This window comes from Paenibacillus sp. BJ-4 (assembly GCF_020404765.1).
Classification (GTDB): domain Bacteria; phylum Bacillota; class Bacilli; order Paenibacillales; family Paenibacillaceae; genus Paenibacillus.
This window is the reverse complement of record NZ_JAIVEM010000057.1, coordinates 26728-43588: the sequence shown is the minus strand read 5'-3', so window position 1 is coordinate 43588 and position 16861 is coordinate 26728. Positions and strand designations below refer to the sequence as shown.

The window sequence follows — 16861 nt, the reverse complement described above, 5'->3', positions numbered from 1 at the left end:
TATTATATCAGACCTTGCTCCTTCAAACTTACAAAGGTCCCGTCCCCGATCACAATATGATCGAGCACGTCGATACCCACAATGTTGCCCGCATCCATCAGGCGGCGGGTCAACTGGACATCCTCCGGGCTTGGCTTCGGATCACCGCTCGGATGGTTATGAGCACAAATAATCGAAGCACTACTGCATTTGATTGCCGCCCGAAACACTTCACGAGGATGCACGATGGCGGAATTCAGGCTGCCCATAGATAGTGTTTCCTGGGCAATGACATGATTTTTAGTATTTAGGAACAAGCATACAAAATGCTCTTTCTGCAAATAACGAAGCTGTTCAAACAGCAGATCTGCCACATCCCGCGGGCAACTGATCACGGGGGTCTCCAAATGGCGAGATAATGCTAATCTGCGCCCCAGTTCGATACCCGCTTTTAGCTGTATCGCTTTAGCATTTCCAATGCCCTTAATCTGGGTCAACTCGCTCAGACTCATATCCACCAGTTGACGCAAGTTCCCCGCCTGCTGTAAAATACGCTGCGCCAAATGCACCGACGACTCATTTTGTGTTCCTGTACGCAGCAATATTGCCAGCAACTCCGCGTTACTCAAAGCATCTGCCCCATATGTCATCATGCGCTCTCTTGGTCGTTCTTCATGGGGGAGGTCGCGAAGCATCGGTATTGGCGACTCCAACATATGTTTATCCCCTTTAAGGACGCAGCACATTCACTCCAAAATCGGACAGCATGTCCGACAGCAGTGAAAGCGGCAATCCTACGACGTTAAAATAACAACCCTGAATCGATTCCACCAGCGTAGCACCCATACCCTGAATGCCATACGCTCCTGCTTTGTCAGACGGTTCGCCTGTATTCACATACGCCACTATTTGCTCATGGCTCAAAGGTTTCATTGTAACCTCCGTTTGGCGATGTCTGACAAGCGTTTTGCCGGTTACGGTATGTATGCAGGCCACCCCGGTGTACACAAGGTGTGTTCTTCCCTGCAATGCAGTCAGCATACGAACCGCGTCCGCATGATCAGCAGGTTTGCCCAATACCAAGCCATCCAGCACGACAATGGTATCACTCCCAATCACCAGTCCAGCTTCTTCGGACTGTGCGGCAACGTTCACGACCGCTTCGGCTTTACGTGCCGCAAGGGTCTCCACAATTTGCTGAGGCGTCCAGCTCTCAGGCGTGCTCTCATCCGCATGACTCGGCATCACCTCAAAGGGGAGTCTCAAAAATGCGAGCAGTTCCTTCCTTCTCGGTGAAGTCGATGCCAGAATAATGCGGGGCGTAATTTTCCCGTCCATAAGGGAAGCTCCTTTTCATCAGTTAGAGCCTGCGATACAGCCAGAACGCGGCGATGATGCCGATCAGACTAAGCAGGCTCAATTCAAAATTTATCGTTATGTTGTAACTGATAATATCCAGATCCGCTCTCGGCGACCAGGATATCGTAGTGGGGTGGGTCAGAAAGGAAAGGACTTTGAACGATTGAAGGGCCTTGGCAATCCATGCGCCCAAAAGCCAACCGAGCAACAAAAACAATATAAGCATTCCTACATTTTTTTTCATCCTGATCTTCCCTCGCCATTTTTTGACACCTTCATTATTATACGGTGATTTGTACTGCAATACAAACAGAAATCCGGCATGGGGAACTATTTCCAGTTCCCTGCCGGAAAATATGGTTAGTCTATTGTTTTATGAATTGGATAAATTCATTCTCACGCAAAACATATTCCATCATTGAGGACTGAATCTCCCAAATGTGCTCCTTGGCTGTGTGCTTGTTATACTCTCCAAGTGCAGAGATTGCACTGTTCATCGCCTTTTCCAGCGAAGCCGCAGAGGCGGCCGCTTCCTTCGGAAGTCCGGAGGGAAGCGCAGCGATATTTTGCGTCCACTGCTGATGAAGATCATTCAGCTCCTTCATTTCGGAGACGGGCACGGCAGTTGGACCGCCATCTCCGAGCAGAGATGAGCTAAGTCCGCTCAGTTTGCTTACTAATGTGCTGCTTAACTGAAAAAAGGCAGTGAGCTTTTCACCTTCGCCTGCATAGGCGGCTTTTTCCAATCCAGGCAATCGAAGCTCCCGAACATACAGTTCGACGCCCTGCGTCTTCAATTGATTGCTGAGCAGCTTGGCCTGCTCCCTGTCTGGTGATATTCCTGCATAAACCCGATTTTGGTCCTCGGTATCCCCTCCGGCAGCAATGCCTGCCTTCAACAGTTCTTCTTTGGCTTGCAAGGCCCGTTCTGGAGTGCTGAAAACCCCGTACTGCAGCAAATAATAGGTTTGTGGAGGCACTTGAGCCGCTACGACATTGACGGGGTTAGTATTCTCTTTTGCGGACGGTGTGCCTGTGCTAACAGATTCATTAAAGACTGGTAAAGCCTGCTCTGCTGAGGATTCTGATCCCGGGACTATTCCGCCTCCGTTAAACAGCAGCAACATGATATATCCAAACATTCCTCCAGTCACCAGCGCGCTGGCTACTGAGCCGATCAGCTTCCATCTGGAGGGGTGGGGCGGACGCTTCCGGTACTCTTGACTGTAATGATAAGTTTCCTCACCTCTCCCCTCTTCCTGGCCATCTGGCAGAACGTCTGCATCTGACCAGGAAGCCGCTGAACGGCCAAAGGGGTCGTCCCATCCCTCCTGTGTCCTCAACGATGAAGCAAAACGTCGGGTTGTAGCACGTTTCTTATCACTCACAGGTTCATCAAGTTTTGCTTCTTGCTCATGTTCAATATTTTCTCCTATCCCGCTAATCCGTTTTGTGCTTTCATGCGGGTTAACGCCTTGAGGCTGCTTCTCATTTTGATCTAATCCCGTATCTCTAATCGTTTCACTCCGTTCGCTTGCAATTGGCCCGTTTTTGTACGGAAGCACCTGTAGCTTTTCCTCCCGGCTTGTCTCTGGCAGCTGTTGATCGAACCGGAATGTCATCTTGGCCTTGTTCACGGATGCACTCCCTCCTTGTCCCATACTTCCTCATAGTTTGTTGTATGAGCCAAGCTGAGAAAATATGCCTCCAGCAATACAAAAAAAGGTATCCCGAAACATATTCAATGTTCGGAATACCTTTGTATAATTGTCATTCATCGGCATAGCTTAACATGTTGTACTTATTACGCTTGAGGCCCGCGAAGATGGCGCGCTAACGCGTCGCCCGCTTTCCAGATGTCTCCTGCACCCATCGTCAGTACAAGATCACCAGGCTGTAGTCGATCTTTCAGTTCCTCGATCACAGCTTCTTTGGTCGGCAAATAGATCGCATTGGCATTGCTGTTTTGGACGATCAAATCCACAAGTTTGGAGGAATGCACGCCTTCAATCTGTTTTTCTCCCGCTGGTGAATAAATGTCGGTAATAATGACTTCATTCGCTTCACTAAACGCACGGCTGAACGCATCTAGCAGGAAAAAGGTACGGCTGTAGCGTTGCGGCTGGAACACAGCAATAATACGCTTGCCTGTCGCTCTTGCTGCACTAATCGTAGCCTCAATCTCTGTTGGATGATGCGCATAGTCATCAATAATCAGAATGTCATTGCTTTCACCCAGCACTTGAAAACGGCGCTTGGCTCCGTGAAATTCCAGAATGGAAGCAGCGATTTGATCGAATGGAATCCCTGCTTCCAAGCACGAAATTACAGTAGCCATCGCATTGTACATGTTGTGTCTACCCGGTACAGACAATTCGATCGTTCCGAGCGCTGTCCCTTTACGGCTCATGGTAAAGCTTAATCGACGGTCGCCTAATTGGATATCTGTCGCCATATAATCTGACTCATGCTCCACTCCGTAGGTAATGACCCGAGTTTGAAGCTGCGGTATCATCTCGCGGATGTTCTGATCATCTGCGCATACAATGGCCGCACCATCTGGCCGTATTTGACTCAAAAACTGTACATAGGCGCTTTTCAAACGATTAAAGTCGCCATCGTAATTTTCCAAATGATCTGCTTCGATGTTGGTTACGATACCTTGCCACGGATGATATTGCAGAAAAGAGCCATCGCTCTCATCCGCCTCAGCAACAACAAACTCGCTTTTACCTGCTTTGGCATTCGTACCCAAATTCGTGATTTCACCGCCAATGATATACGTTGGATCGACATTACATCTCTCCATAACCAAGGCAATCATCGAAGAGGTTGTCGTTTTACCGTGCGCCCCTGCAACAGCCACTCCCTTACGTTCGTTAAGCAAGCGAGCCAGCATCTGTGAACGGTGCAGAGTTGGAATATTCAATTCTTCCGCTGCCACCCGTTCCACATTGTCACGAGACAATGCCGTTGAATAGACGACGATATCCGCACCCGCAATATGTTCAGGGGTGTGTCCGATATATATTTTTGCGCCTTTTGCCGCCAATTTTTCTGTCAGCTCTTGTGATGCCACATCTGAGCCAGTTACGGTATAACCCATCTCCAGCATGACCCGAGCAATCGCGCTCATCCCGTAGCCGCCGATACCGATAAAATGAACATGTTCCGAAGTAATCAACAAATTTCACCAACCTTTTTCCGAATCGGTTTGATACATAAGGGTAGCCCGTACATCCGCAATGAGATACAGCGTGCCGGACACTACCCCCAGATCCTCCGCTTCCGTATGTGACTGAAGCAGGGCAAGAGCCTTTTTCCAGTCACCTTCTACAATAATTTTCAAATCCGTTTTGGCATAAGACGGCCGCAGCTTCTCCACGAGATGAGCCAATTCAGCGGCATCCATTTTGCGGCGAAAATCGGGCTCGGTCAGGATAAGCGTATCCACTAGTGGCAGTATATGCTGCAAGTATGCTTCATGATGCTTGTTTGACAGCATCCCCATCATTAAAACCAATTTTCGGTACGAATACAGCTGAGGGAGACTCTTTGCAAGCGTCTGTGCTCCTTCTGGATTATGAGCTCCGTCAATGACAATTCTCGGCGAGGTGCTGACTTGTTCGAGACGCCCTGCCCAGGCCGTTTGTCTAAAGCCCTTCAGCAGTTCAGCATCGTCCAACACAAAGGCCATATATTGACGAAGAACCTCCAATGCCATCATAGCTCCTGCCGCATTAGCACACTGATGCTCACCTAACAACGCAATGTCGATTTTCATATGTCGGAAGGGTCCCGTGAACGAGAAGATCTGACCCGATTCGTCCCCGTTCAGCCGTTCATACGTAAACTGTTCTCCTGCCAAATACAGGGCAGCTCCCTGTCTTGCCGCCGTTTCCCGTATAACCTGAATAGCCTCGGGTTGGGTAACGCAACTTACGACAGGTACGCCTGGCTTGATAATACCGGCCTTTTCCCTTGCAATCTGATCGAGCGTATCTCCCAGAATATCCGTATGGTCATAGCCTACATTCGTGATGATCGAGACGATAGGACTCACGATATTAGTTACATCCATCCTTCCCCCGAGACCTGTCTCCCATACCACAACATCTGGAAAAGACACCGTAGCATAGTATAGAATAGCCAGCGCTGTCGATACCTCAAACATCGTAGGTGATCCCAATTCACTGGCTGCTATTTCTTTGACCAACGGGTACAAGCGATTGGCAAGCAAAACCAGCGTCTCATCAGGAATATCGGTCCCGTTGAATTGAAAACGGTTCGTAAAACGTGTGATGTACGGAGACGTAAAAGTCCCGACATCGTAACCGCATTTCATTAGGACGGAGGTCAGAAAAGCACAGGTTGAGCCCTTGCCATTGGTACCCGCAACATGCACAAATTTCAAATGACGCTGCGGGTCACCCAACATACTCATTAGCTGTTCGATTCGTTCCAGTCCGGGTCTGATTCCAAACGGAATTAATCCGTTAATCCATTCCACTGCTTCATCATAGCTTTGTAAAGGAGCAGCTTCGCTGCCCTTGTTTGTATCTGACATCCTCTTCACCTTCAGGTCATTTTATAGTGAGTGAAATTATCCCTTGAGTTCTTCAATACGTGCGATAACTTTGGCGCGCTTATCTGAGTAATCAGCTTGTTTCGCCTTCTCTTCCTCGATGACTTTGGCTGGTGCCTTAGCCACGAAACCTTGGTTGGAAAGCTTTTTCTCCACGCGCTCCACTTCACTGTTCAAATGCTGAAGCTCTTTTTCCAGTCTGCTAATTTCCTGGGCAATATCGAGCAGTCCGGCCAATGGCAGGTATAGCTCTGCGCCGCTGACTACAGATGTCATGGCTTTATCTGGAACGGAGAATTCCAATCCAGCGTCGAATTCGGACGTATTACAGAATCGGCGTACATATTCCGCATTGCGGTTAATGATATCGAGAACGGCTTGATCACCGGGTTTTATGAGCAATTCAACCTTCTTACTCATCGGCACGTTGACTTCAGCGCGGATATTGCGCACGGCGCGAATCACGTCGATCAGCAAATTCATTTCAGCTACCGCATCCTTGTCCTCAAAAGCCGGATCATACACAGGCCAAGCGGCCAGTGTAATCGTTTCGCCTTCATGCGGAAGATGCTGCCATATTTCCTCGGAGATAAACGGCATGAACGGATGAATCATCCGCAGTGTCCGATCCAGTACATATGCCAGTACAGACTGTGTTTTCTTTTTCGCCTCTGCGTTGTCGCCATAAAGGGAAAGCTTCGCAAACTCAATGTACCAATCGCACAAATCATCCCAAATAAAGTTATACAGAAGGCGGCCTGTCTCGCCAAATTCATAAGCATCTATTAGACGCGTAATGTCGCGTGAAGTTTCGTTTAGACGGTGGAGAATCCAACGATCAGCAGTGCTCAAATCACCGGTAATGTCGATATCGGCCGCAGTAACACCCTCCAGATTCATCAGTGCAAAGCGGGATGCATTCCAGATTTTATTGGCAAAGTTGCGGGCTTGCTCCACTCGTTCCCAACGGAAACGAAGATCTTGTCCAGGCGTACTGCTGGTGGAAATCATATAACGCATGGCGTCCGTGCCATATTGGTCGATTACGTCGAGCGGATCAACACCATTGCCGAGGGATTTGGACATTTTTCTACCGTCCGCATCACGAACCAGACCATGCATGAGCACGTCCTTGAACGGAATCTCTTCCGTAAACTCCAGTGCGGTAAAGATCATCCGCGACACCCAGAAATAAATAATGTCATAGCCTGTAACCAGGACATTGGTCGGGTAATAGCGTTGGAGATCCTCAGTCTGCTCAGGCCAGCCCAGTGTCGAAAATGGCCACAAAGCAGAGCTGAACCATGTATCCAGCACGTCCTCATCCTGTTTCAGCTTTCTGCCAGCATATTCAGGCAAGGTTGTAGGGTCCTCTACCGAAACAATAATTTCTCCGGTTTCTTCATCGTACCAAGCTGGAATACGATGTCCCCACCACAATTGACGGGAAATACACCAGTCACGCACATTTTCAATCCAGTGCAGATAAGTCCGTTCAAAGCGATCCGGTACAAAGTTTACGCCGTTGCCAGCCTTCTGCACTTCAATCGCTTTAGCTGCCAGAGGCTTCATTTCCACGAACCATTGTGTAGACAGATAAGGCTCTACAACTACACCTGTACGCTCGCTGTGACCTACCTGGTGCACATGCTCTTCAATACGAATGAGTACGCCCTGCTCCTTCAGATCAGCGACGATTTGCTTACGGCAATCGCTGCGATCAAGGCCCTGATATTTGCCTGCCTCGGCATTCATCGTTCCTGTTTCGTCCATTACCGTAATTTGTGGCAGCTGGTGACGTTGCCCCATTTCAAAGTCATTCGGGTCATGAGCTGGTGTAATTTTAACCGCGCCGCTACCGAAATCTTTATCTACATAATCGTCCGCAATGATTAGAATTTCCCGCCCGATAATCGGAAGCACCAGTGTTTTGCCGATCATTTGCTTATACCGTTCATCTTCCGGATGTACAGCAACAGCTGTATCGCCCAGCATCGTTTCAGGACGGGTAGTGGCTACCGTAATAAATCCGCTACCGTCTTTCAGTGGATATTGAAGGTGATACAGATTGCCGTTCACCTCTTTGTATTCGACTTCAATGTCCGACAATGCCGTACGTGCAGCAGGGTCCCAGTTAATAATGCGTTTACCGCGATAGATCAGGCCTTTTTTGTACAGCTTTACGAATACCTCGCGTACTGCTTGGGACAGCCCCTCATCCAGCGTAAAGCGCTCACGAGAATAGTCGAGAGAAAAACCCATTTTCTCCCATTGATTATGGATATTATCCAAATAAAGATCCTTCCATTCCCATACCTTCTCCAAAAACTTCTCGCGGCCCAAGTCATAGCGTGTCAGACCTTCTTCGCGCAGCTTTTGCTCTACCTTAGTTTGCGTAGCAATACCCGCATGGTCTGCCCCTGGCAGCCACAAGGCATCATAGCCCTGCATACGCTTGGCGCGGATAATAATATCCTGCAAGGTAAAATCAAGAGCATGTCCAATATGCAGCATGCCTGTCACATTCGGTGGTGGAATAACGATTGTAAAAGGCTCTGCCTCCGGATGTTGTCCGGCGCGGAAATAGCCTTTCTCCATCCACGTTTTGTACCATTTTTGCTCTGCTGATTTTGGATCATACGTTGTTGGCATTTCCAAGGTTGTCTTGTTGTCTTGTTCTGACATATCAGGATACCCCCATGATTTTTCAATTGGCAAATAAAAAAAGCCCTTCATCCTCAAAGGACGAAAGGCTGTTCTTTCGCGGTACCACCTTTGTTTCACCCCTCGTGTATGTATCCACTGATCCATTACACATGGTGTGACACTTTATGCAGATAACGGTTGCGGACCGGCCTTATTCTACCGTGAACCTCGTACCTTCCGTTGGAATGAAATGAGGAACCGTTCAAACAGGCGACTCCCGGGTGACTTCGGCCAGTAGCTTCCTGCGGAACCTCACAGCGCTGCAATTCCACTCTCTGAAGGGCTTGCTGCCTACTCTTCCCGATCTCAGTCTTTCAATAGCTATACCACATCATACATTTCCCATTGACTATAGTCAACACCCGCTGCGCATTTTTCAGCTGCTGAATCAAGGGATGTACAATACCTGACCTTCTTCCACATGATGCTCCGCCAATCTGTTATACAATTGAAGCTCCCGTGTACTGAGCTGATAGCGGTCAGCTATCGTTTCCAGTGTATCCTCACGTTGCACGATGCATAAGCGGACCTTGCGGAAAGGCGTTTCATCCTGCGTATGGAAAAACAGGTTTTTCCACTTGGCATCCTCTCGCTCTTCTTCGGCTTTCTGATCCTGTTCCTGCGGCTGTTGCTCCAATTGAGACTGGTATTCCGCTTCCTTCACCGAACGGCTGGATTGGAGCAACGATGAGTAGACAACCGTGTCCGGCTCGTCTGCTCCTTCGTCCTTTTTGCTGTTGAGCGCCACACGCATCTCTGGCTTCTCGTCGGGAAAGGTATCATGGACCGCATGATCCACCTGTTCTGACGCTTCAGGCCTAAAATCATTCACCTGGCTCGTGTCCAATTGCGGCTCCAGATAGCCCCCCGGCTCTGCTGAGGAATGATCTTCAGACTGCAAAGGATCATGCACCACATCAGAAGATGCAGCAGATACCTTCGGTTCACTTCCCGTCCATGCTTCCTCCTGCTGAAATCCCCATACTTCCGGTGCAGCATGCTCGTGCTTTATCTCGGGGGGGCTATCTTCAACCGCTTTCCCCGTCCAAGTCTCATTGAATCGATTGGAGTCTACAGCTGGTTCATAAGCTTGCTCTTCCGATAACAAATTCCGTTCTTCATGGTCCAGTGACGGCTGTTCCCAGGAAGCAAACTCCTGTTGAGTAGAATAACCACCTTCCTGCCGATGCTCTCCATCATTGGGAAAAGATTGAGTCGGATGCTCGGGTGCATGCACCACGGTAAATTCCTCATCCAGCCAAACCGCCGTCTCCTCGGCATGCGAGCTTTCCACCCCATGCAACGAAAGAACGCCAGTGATATTCAGACTACGCAAGGAGAGCAGGTCCACATCAAAATTTTCAATTTCGACTGAAATATCTTCCAATCTTCCTACCCGGTTCAGCGGAATGGTAATTTCCACGGGTATCATATGATGAAGCTCGTTCGTTACCTCTTCAGGTGTACGGTACACGCCCTCCAGCAGCAAATGCCCTCGCAAAGCGGCATGGTCGCCGTGGGTTACAACCTGAATGCGTGGCAGAAGCTCAATTTCCTCCAACTCAGCAATCCCGGCAGCTTCCTCCGTCAAATGAATGCGTTCATAAATATCAAAACGCAAGCCTTGCGGCTGATCATTCTGTTGTTTATTCAAGGATGGCATCCTCCTTTGGGCAGCCTCCGCACATCCTCTGACTCCTGTCAGGCGCACGGAAACTCCATATTGCAAACCGTTTCTAGGTTCAAGTATATGCGCCAAAATAGAAGGCATGCCATCTTTTATAGCTGTTTGTACAGCTTTTGCAAATCATCCGGCCAAGCATCCGCCACGGTAATCGTATCGTCGCTGAGCGGATGACGGAAGGTAAGACGCTCTCCATGCAGCGCCTGCCTGCCAAAATCAGCCGCCCTGCCTCCGTATAATACATCCCCGAGCAGCGGGAAGCCAGCATGACTAAGATGAACGCGAATCTGATGGGTTCGGCCGGTATCCAATGTCAGATATACAAGACTGATCGCGCTTGGACCACTCCCCCATACCTCACCAAGTTCCACATGGGTAACTGCCTTTTGTCCCGTCGGAGATACACGGCGACGCTGCTTGTGATGCCTGTCCTTGCCAATCGGCCAATCCAATGTCCGCAGCGATGCAGGTACTTCCCCTCGTACCCAAGCGACATAACGGCGGTCGATATCCTTGGCTCGCATTTGCTCGTCCAGCTTGAGCAACGCGAATTCATTTTTGGCATATAGCACCGGGCCTGTCGTATCCACATCCAGACGATGCACATGTCGTACCGCTGCATGAATGCCATTGATTTCATAATAGGATGCGACAGCATGATCCAGCGTCAGCGGACCATCCTTTACACCGCCGTCTGGATGGACCGCCATACCTGCTGGTTTGTATACAACCAGGCAAAAATCGTCCTCATACAGTACCTTCAAATCATACCAACGAGGGATGACGCCAAGATCCATTACAGGAAAAAGGGCCAGCCGTAGCCGGTCCCCTGTAAGTTCAATCCCTTTTTCGTGCCGTAGTCTGCGCCACAGCTTGTCTGGTAAACCCAAACGGTTCAGCAACCAGTCGTCTACAGCCTCAGCGTGGTCTACAATCTCAACGCGATTTTTATCAGCTGCAATTTCCCGTCCTGGTGTGATTTCCAGCCAAGGTCCCCTTCTTTTCCAGCTACCTTGCCAGCTCATAGACGTTTGAGCGCGCGATAGTTCGCTTCAATAGTGGCGTCAATATCCCCAACCGTATGCACACCTGATACAAACATGCCCTCGAATTGAGATGGAGCCACACTGACTCCCTCATTCACCATTTCGGTAAAATAACGGCGGAAGTGATCCTGATTACTCGTTTTAGCCGTATCAAAATTAACAACCTTCTCGTCCGTAAAAAATGGACACACCATGGAACCTACACGGTTGATCGTGACTGGAATACCCAGCTCACGCGCGTTACGTTCGAATCCAGCCTGAAGCTGTGCTGCCCGCTCTTCCAGCCGATCATATACTTCTGGTGTCAGCAATTTAAGTGTCGAATAGCCTGCTGCCATAGCCAATGGATTTCCGCTCAGCGTACCCGCTTGGTAGATTGGCCCGGATGGTGCGATTTGCTCCAGAATGTCGCGACGTCCGCCGTAAGCACCTACAGGCAGTCCACCACCAATAACTTTGCCCAGACACGTAAGATCCGGCGTCACACCAAAGTGTCCTTGAGCGGAATGAAGACCCACCCGGAATCCAGTCATCACTTCATCAAAAATCAGCAGACTTCCATATTGCCGGGTTACCTCACGCAAACCTTCCAAAAATCCAGGCTGTGGCGGTACAACACCCATATTGCCTGCTACCGGCTCGACAATAATCGCGGCAATCTCTTCGCCAAATTTCTCAAAAGCCAGCTTCACCGAAGCCAAATCATTATAAGGAACGGTGATCGTATGTGTGGCCACGACTTCCGGTACACCCGGACTATCGGGCAGACCTAATGTCGCAACACCAGAGCCTGCTTTAATCAGCAAGCTGTCCGCATGACCGTGATAAGAGCCTTCAAATTTAAGGATTTTGCTGCGTTTCGTAAATCCACGTGCAAGTCGTATCGCACTCATGGTCGCCTCGGTTCCCGAGTTGACCATACGAACAAGTTCCATAGAAGGAACACGCTCACATACGAGCTTAGCCATTTCAGTTTCCGCCAACGTGGGTGCGCCGAAGCTGGTTCCTTTTACAACAGCAGCCTGTAAAGCTTTAACCACTTCGGGATGTGCATGGCCCATAATAAGCGGTCCCCATGAACATACATAGTCTATGTAGGATTGACCGTCGATATCATATACACGCGATCCTTCCCCACGGTCGATATATACTGGCGTAATGCCCACGGATTTAAAAGCCCGAACTGGACTGTTTACGCCACCCGGAATATATTGTTTTGCCTCATCAAAGGCTACTTTAGAGCGCGTATCCTTACGAACTGTTCGTTGCTCGTCATTCATTTTGACCACTCCTGTTTTTTTTAAAATTACACTTATTGCTTCAACCATCTTGCTGCATCCTTGGCGGAATAGGTAATAATCATATCCGCACCTGCACGCTTCATGCTTGTCAGAATCTCCATCACCATTGCTTTTTCATCAATCCAGCCTTGAAGGGCTGCCGCTTTGACCATCGCATATTCACCGCTGACGTTGTAAGCCACCAAAGGCAGATCAAATTGATCCTTAATGGTGCGCATCACGTCCAGGTAAGAAAGAGAAGGCTTAACCATCAGCATGTCCGCACCCTCAAGCACGTCAGATTCTGCTTCTCGCAACGCTTCACGCGCATTGGCAGGGTCCATCTGATAGGATTTGCGGTCACCAAACTGCGGGGCAGAATCTGCGGCTTCCCGGAAAGGACCGTAAAAAGCAGACGCATATTTGACGGAATACGACATAATCGGAATATGTGAGAAACCTTCCTGATCCAGTCCTTGCCGAATGGCCTGCACAAAACCGTCCATCATATTGGATGGGGCAATAATATCCGCGCCTGCTTTAGCCTGGGAAACTGCTGTACGTACCAGCACTTCTAGGGATTCATCATTCAATACTTCGCCACATACCTCACCATCATGTTCATGCATGTGTACCATACCGCAGTGTCCATGATCCGTAAATTCACACAAACAAGTGTCGGCTACAACCAGCAGCTCGGGATAGCGGGACTTGATCAAACGAGTAGCCTCCTGCACAATCCCATCGTCCGCAAAAGCCGAAGTCCCCAAACTATCTTTGGTTTCCGGTATGCCAAACAAGAGCACAGCAGGAATGCCCAGCTCGCTAATTTCCTTCAGTTCTTCCTCCAGCTGATCCAGAGAAAAACGGTATACGCCAGGCATGGAGCTAATCTCCTGCTTCACCCCAGTGCCAAATGTTACGTAGATCGGTTGAATAAAATCAGTCGGACTCAATACAGTCTCACGCACCATACTGCGGATCGCAGCCGACTGGCGCAAACGACGATGTCTCGTAAAAGGTACACTCATGATTGCAAACCTCCATATTTTTATACATTCATTTGGTAAAAGCACAAATTATAATGTCACTATAGTACTTGATTGTTTCCAGTCACATAGCGATTGGATCAGACTTTCAATGGTCGCCTTCTCCGACATAAAGCTGACGGTCAAACCGGCCTGGGTAGCCGTCTCACCAGTCAAGGGACCAATTACAGCAATCGTAACTCCCTCCAGCAGCGACACTGGATCATCTACCCCCATTTGCCTGAGCGCTTCCAGAAAAAAGGTTACGGTTGAGGAACTGGTAAAAGTAATGGCGTGAATGGCGCGTTCCTCAAGCAGCTTGAGCAACTCATCATCCTGAGTGTTGGCCGCCAGCACCGTCTGATACAGATTAGCCTCGGTCACCTCAAGCCCTATCTCTCTTAGCTTTTCTGACAGCCAAGACCGAGCGAGATCACCTCTGGGAAGGAATACGTTCTGCCCTACCTGCAAATCCTGTTTAAACGCTTCGAGCAAGCCCTCTGCCTGAAAAGGACCTTCGATCTGTTCTGCCATGATTCCATGCGTTCGAAGTGCGGCTGCTGTAGCTGGACCAACTGCAGCAATACGCGCTTTGAACAGCGCACGTACATCCATGCCCTGCTCCTCTAAGTGATTAAAGAAGTATTCCACTCCATTAACGCTGGTAAAAAACACCCAATCGTATTCAGGCAGTCGGGCAAATGCCTTTTTAATTTGTTGTTTCGTCGGCTCGTCCGAAGGGACTACCGTCTGGATGACAGGGAATTCATAAGGCTCGCCACCGAGCTCCTCAATCCGGCGAACCAAACTGCTGGCCTGGGCGCGTGCACGGGTAACTAAAATCCGCTTGCCGAATAGAGGCATATCCTCAGCCCATTTTAACTGTTCACGCTGATTGACCACTTCTCCAACAACGATGACAGCGGGAGGCTGAAAATTAGCAGCCTTTACCTTGGCCTCGATATCCGCCAGCGTACCCACCAGTGTATCCTGCTCCGCACGGGTTCCCCAACGAATCAAAGCCACGGGTGTATCCGACGGTTTGCCGTGTTTCATCAGTTGCTCACTGATGTAGCCAATCTTCGCCACACCCATCATAAAGATCAGTGTGCCCGTTGCATTCGTTACTTTATCCCAATGAATACTTTTATCGAGTTTATCCGGACTTTCATGCCCCGTAATGATAGACAGCGATGAGGCCATATCCCGGTGTGTAACCGGAATGCCCGCATAGGCGGGTACGCTGATTGCTGAAGTAATGCCGGGTATGATTTCATAGGAAATACCGTGTTTACGCAGCAGCCCAGCTTCCTCTCCAACCCGACCAAAGATGGTAGGGTCTCCCCCCTTGAGCCGAACAACCGTTTTTCCTTCCAACGCCAAGTCCACCAGCAACTGATTGATTTCCTCTTGCTTCATGGTGTGACGATCCGGCAGCTTGCCGACATATATTTTTTGCGCACCTGGCTTCATCAGCCCCAAGAGGCGCGGACTTGCCAGTCTGTCATATACAATGACATCACCCAGTTGAATACATTCCCATCCCTTGACCGTAATTAATCTTGCGTCTCCGGGCCCTGCGCCAACTAAATATACCTTCCCCGCCATATCATCATCCCCTTACCTGTGCCAGAATCTGTTCTGCTCCCTTGGCAATCAAGCTGGACGCTACCGCTTCTCCCAGCTTTTGCGGATCTTCTCCCTGGAGCGTTTCTTTCAAAATAATCTCGCCATCCGGCGAGCCTACCATGCCCGTAAGGCGGATTTCTTGACCAGCCCAGACGGCATGAGCCCCAATCGGCACTTGGCACCCCCCATTCAGTACACCAAGAAAGGTTCGTTCTGCAGCAACCGTAGCCGAAGTATCCCGGTCATTGTAAAGACGCAACAATGACAGCAGCTCTTCATCGTTGGCGCGACATTCAATACCGAGCGCTCCCTGTCCTACAGCCGGCAAACAGGCTTCCTCTGGAATATAGGCTGTAATTCGCTCTTTCCAGCCCATTCGGTGTAAGCCTGCCGCTGCCAAAATAATGGCATCAAACCCTTCCGTCTCCAGCTTTTTCAGACGGGAATCAATATTTCCACGTACAGGCTCTAATTGTAGATCAGGTCGCATGGCTTTGATTTGACTGGCCCGGCGCAAACTGCTCGTGCCTACTTTTGCTCCTTGAGGCAAATCCTCCAGGCTCTTGGCCCCGAGTGTAACGAGGCAATCACGTGGGTCCTCTCGGCGCGGTACAGCGCCGTTCACAAGACCTTCCGGCAATTCGGACGGCATATCCTTCATACTATGTACTGCCATATCAATCTCACCAGCCAGCATGGCCTGCTCGATTTCTTTGACAAAAAGTCCTTTGCCGCCTACTTTCGACAAGGTCACATCCAATATTCGATCGCCCTTGGTCAGTATTTTTTTCACGTCAAACTGCAAAGCCAATCCATGCTCCGCGCACAGCGCATTCAAATCCTCAATGACATGACCGGTCTGCGTTAGCGCAAGCGCGCTCTGTCTGCTCCCTACCACAATTGTTCGCATGTTATTCCTCCTGATTTTGCGCAATCCATAGGTCTATCTCTTTTTCGGTCCAAGCAACAAATTCATGACGTCGTATTTGATCCAAAATTCCGCTGTTCGCCAAACGCCTCAGAAGTTTGGCTCTCTGCTGCGGAGAACTTACAGTACGTTTGATAATCTGTCTCATTTCGTACATAAAATCCAGATATGGCTCATATTCACTACCAAATAATGTATCTAAAGCTGATGTAATATCGGTGGTCACAGCCGGGCCTGCCCCTGCAGTGGAAACACTGATCGTCAGCCTCCCCCGCCGAAGGATGCCTGGCGTTATAAAGTCAGTCTCTTCCAACCGGTCCGCCACATTTACCAGTATACCCCTTTGTCTGGCCTCATGCGCAACTGCATGATTCACTTCTCTCTGATTCGCCGTTGCATATACAAGAAAGGCTCCCTGGAGGTCGCCCTCGCGATATACGCGATTTACCCAGTGGAGCTGCTTGTGATCGGCCAGAACCTGTAAATCCGGCGTTATATTCGGGCTGATGACGGTAATGCATGCCCCGCTTTCTATCAGCCCCTTTACCTTGCGTTCTGCTATACTACCGCCACCTACAACACAACAGATCTTATTTTTACAATTCAACGAGATGGGGACAAAATATTGCAAACGGTA

General features: G+C 49.5%; 14 protein-coding genes and 1 other annotated feature. All 14 genes read right to left on the bottom strand.

The features are described from left to right. Nucleotides 1-2: 2 nt before the first annotated feature. The 14 genes from radC to LCF57_RS10605 all read right to left on the bottom strand — a co-directional run bounded on the left by radC (nt 3) and on the right by LCF57_RS10605 (nt 16855). Nucleotides 3-695 (bottom strand): RadC family protein, encoded by a 693-nt coding sequence (gene radC / locus LCF57_RS10670; protein ID WP_025718700.1) that lies wholly within the window; start codon nt 693-695, stop codon nt 3-5. Between the two features lie 13 nt (nt 696-708). Beyond that, a complete protein-coding gene (locus LCF57_RS10665) occupies nt 709-1317 on the bottom strand; it encodes a Maf family protein (RefSeq protein WP_226000670.1) in 609 nt (202 codons plus the stop codon). Between the two features lie 22 nt (nt 1318-1339). Further along, complete coding sequence (locus tag LCF57_RS10660; RefSeq protein WP_007431701.1) at nt 1340-1582, bottom strand: DUF4321 domain-containing protein; 243 nt, start codon at nt 1580-1582, stop codon at nt 1340-1342. A gap of 121 nt (nt 1583-1703) precedes the next feature. Beyond that, the gene (locus LCF57_RS10655) at nt 1704-2975 is read right to left on the bottom strand and encodes an SPOR domain-containing protein (protein ID WP_226000669.1); all 1272 of its coding nucleotides are present in this window, start codon (nt 2973-2975) and stop codon (nt 1704-1706) included. A gap of 167 nt (nt 2976-3142) precedes the next feature. Beyond that, the gene (gene murC / locus LCF57_RS10650) at nt 3143-4522 is read right to left on the bottom strand and encodes a UDP-N-acetylmuramate--L-alanine ligase (RefSeq protein ID WP_226000685.1); all 1380 of its coding nucleotides are present in this window, start codon (nt 4520-4522) and stop codon (nt 3143-3145) included. A gap of 6 nt (nt 4523-4528) precedes the next feature. After that, complete coding sequence (locus LCF57_RS10645) at nt 4529-5905, bottom strand: bifunctional folylpolyglutamate synthase/dihydrofolate synthase (protein ID WP_226000668.1); 1377 nt, start codon at nt 5903-5905, stop codon at nt 4529-4531. A 36-nt stretch (nt 5906-5941) separates the two neighbouring features. Further along, nucleotides 5942-8608, bottom strand: coding sequence for a valine--tRNA ligase (locus LCF57_RS10640; RefSeq protein WP_226000667.1), 2667 nt, complete (start codon nt 8606-8608; stop codon nt 5942-5944). Nucleotides 8609-8661: 53 nt separating this feature from the next. Beyond that, nucleotides 8662-8946, bottom strand: a binding site (T-box leader). 71 nt (nt 8947-9017) lie between these two features. Beyond that, on the bottom strand, nt 9018-10283 hold the full coding sequence (locus LCF57_RS10635) for a LysM peptidoglycan-binding domain-containing protein (protein WP_318840664.1): 1266 nt from the start codon (nt 10281-10283) through the stop codon (nt 9018-9020). A 125-nt stretch (nt 10284-10408) separates the two neighbouring features. After that, nucleotides 10409-11338 (bottom strand): RluA family pseudouridine synthase, encoded by a 930-nt coding sequence (locus tag LCF57_RS10630; RefSeq protein ID WP_226000665.1) that lies wholly within the window; start codon nt 11336-11338, stop codon nt 10409-10411. Then, the gene (gene hemL, locus LCF57_RS10625) at nt 11335-12639 is read right to left on the bottom strand and encodes a glutamate-1-semialdehyde 2,1-aminomutase (RefSeq protein WP_226000684.1); all 1305 of its coding nucleotides are present in this window, start codon (nt 12637-12639) and stop codon (nt 11335-11337) included. Before hemL ends, LCF57_RS10630 begins: the two co-directional genes overlap by 4 nt. A gap of 32 nt (nt 12640-12671) precedes the next feature. Beyond that, nucleotides 12672-13670 carry a porphobilinogen synthase gene (gene hemB / locus LCF57_RS10620; protein WP_226000664.1) on the bottom strand — a complete coding sequence of 333 codons (999 nt, stop codon included), beginning with the start codon at nt 13668-13670 and terminating at the stop codon, nt 12672-12674. Nucleotides 13671-13718: 48 nt separating this feature from the next. Then, a complete protein-coding gene (cobA, locus tag LCF57_RS10615) occupies nt 13719-15275 on the bottom strand; it encodes a uroporphyrinogen-III C-methyltransferase (RefSeq protein WP_226000663.1) in 1557 nt (518 codons plus the stop codon). A 4-nt stretch (nt 15276-15279) separates the two neighbouring features. After that, nucleotides 15280-16206: a hydroxymethylbilane synthase gene (gene hemC, locus LCF57_RS10610; RefSeq protein ID WP_152379204.1), complete on the bottom strand. Its 927-nt coding sequence runs from the start codon at nt 16204-16206 to the stop codon at nt 15280-15282. 1 nt (nt 16207) lies between these two features. Next, nucleotides 16208-16855 carry a bifunctional precorrin-2 dehydrogenase/sirohydrochlorin ferrochelatase gene (locus tag LCF57_RS10605; RefSeq protein WP_318840663.1) on the bottom strand — a complete coding sequence of 216 codons (648 nt, stop codon included), beginning with the start codon at nt 16853-16855 and terminating at the stop codon, nt 16208-16210. Nucleotides 16856-16861 lie beyond the last annotated feature (6 nt).

Bases quoted from the DNA above. Each gene is read 5' to 3' on its own strand.
- cobA (WP_226000663.1), bottom strand. From the start codon at position 15,275: ATGGCGGGGAAGGTATATTTAGTTGGCGCAGGGCCCGGAGACGCAAGA.
- LCF57_RS10665 (WP_226000670.1), bottom strand. From the start codon at position 1,317: ATGGACGGGAAAATTACGCCCCGCATTATTCTGGCATCGACTTCACCG.
- hemB (WP_226000664.1), bottom strand. From the start codon at position 13,670: ATGAGTGTACCTTTTACGAGACATCGTCGTTTGCGCCAGTCGGCTGCG.
- radC (WP_025718700.1), bottom strand. From the start codon at position 695: ATGTTGGAGTCGCCAATACCGATGCTTCGCGACCTCCCCCATGAAGAA.
- hemL (WP_226000684.1), bottom strand. From the start codon at position 12,639: ATGAATGACGAGCAACGAACAGTTCGTAAGGATACGCGCTCTAAAGTA.
- LCF57_RS10645 (WP_226000668.1), bottom strand. From the start codon at position 5,905: ATGTCAGATACAAACAAGGGCAGCGAAGCTGCTCCTTTACAAAGCTAT.
- LCF57_RS10630 (WP_226000665.1), bottom strand. From the start codon at position 11,338: ATGAGCTGGCAAGGTAGCTGGAAAAGAAGGGGACCTTGGCTGGAAATC.
- hemC (WP_152379204.1), bottom strand. From the start codon at position 16,206: ATGCGAACAATTGTGGTAGGGAGCAGACAGAGCGCGCTTGCGCTAACG.
- LCF57_RS10660 (WP_007431701.1), bottom strand. From the start codon at position 1,582: ATGAAAAAAAATGTAGGAATGCTTATATTGTTTTTGTTGCTCGGTTGG.
- LCF57_RS10640 (WP_226000667.1), bottom strand. From the start codon at position 8,608: ATGTCAGAACAAGACAACAAGACAACCTTGGAAATGCCAACAACGTAT.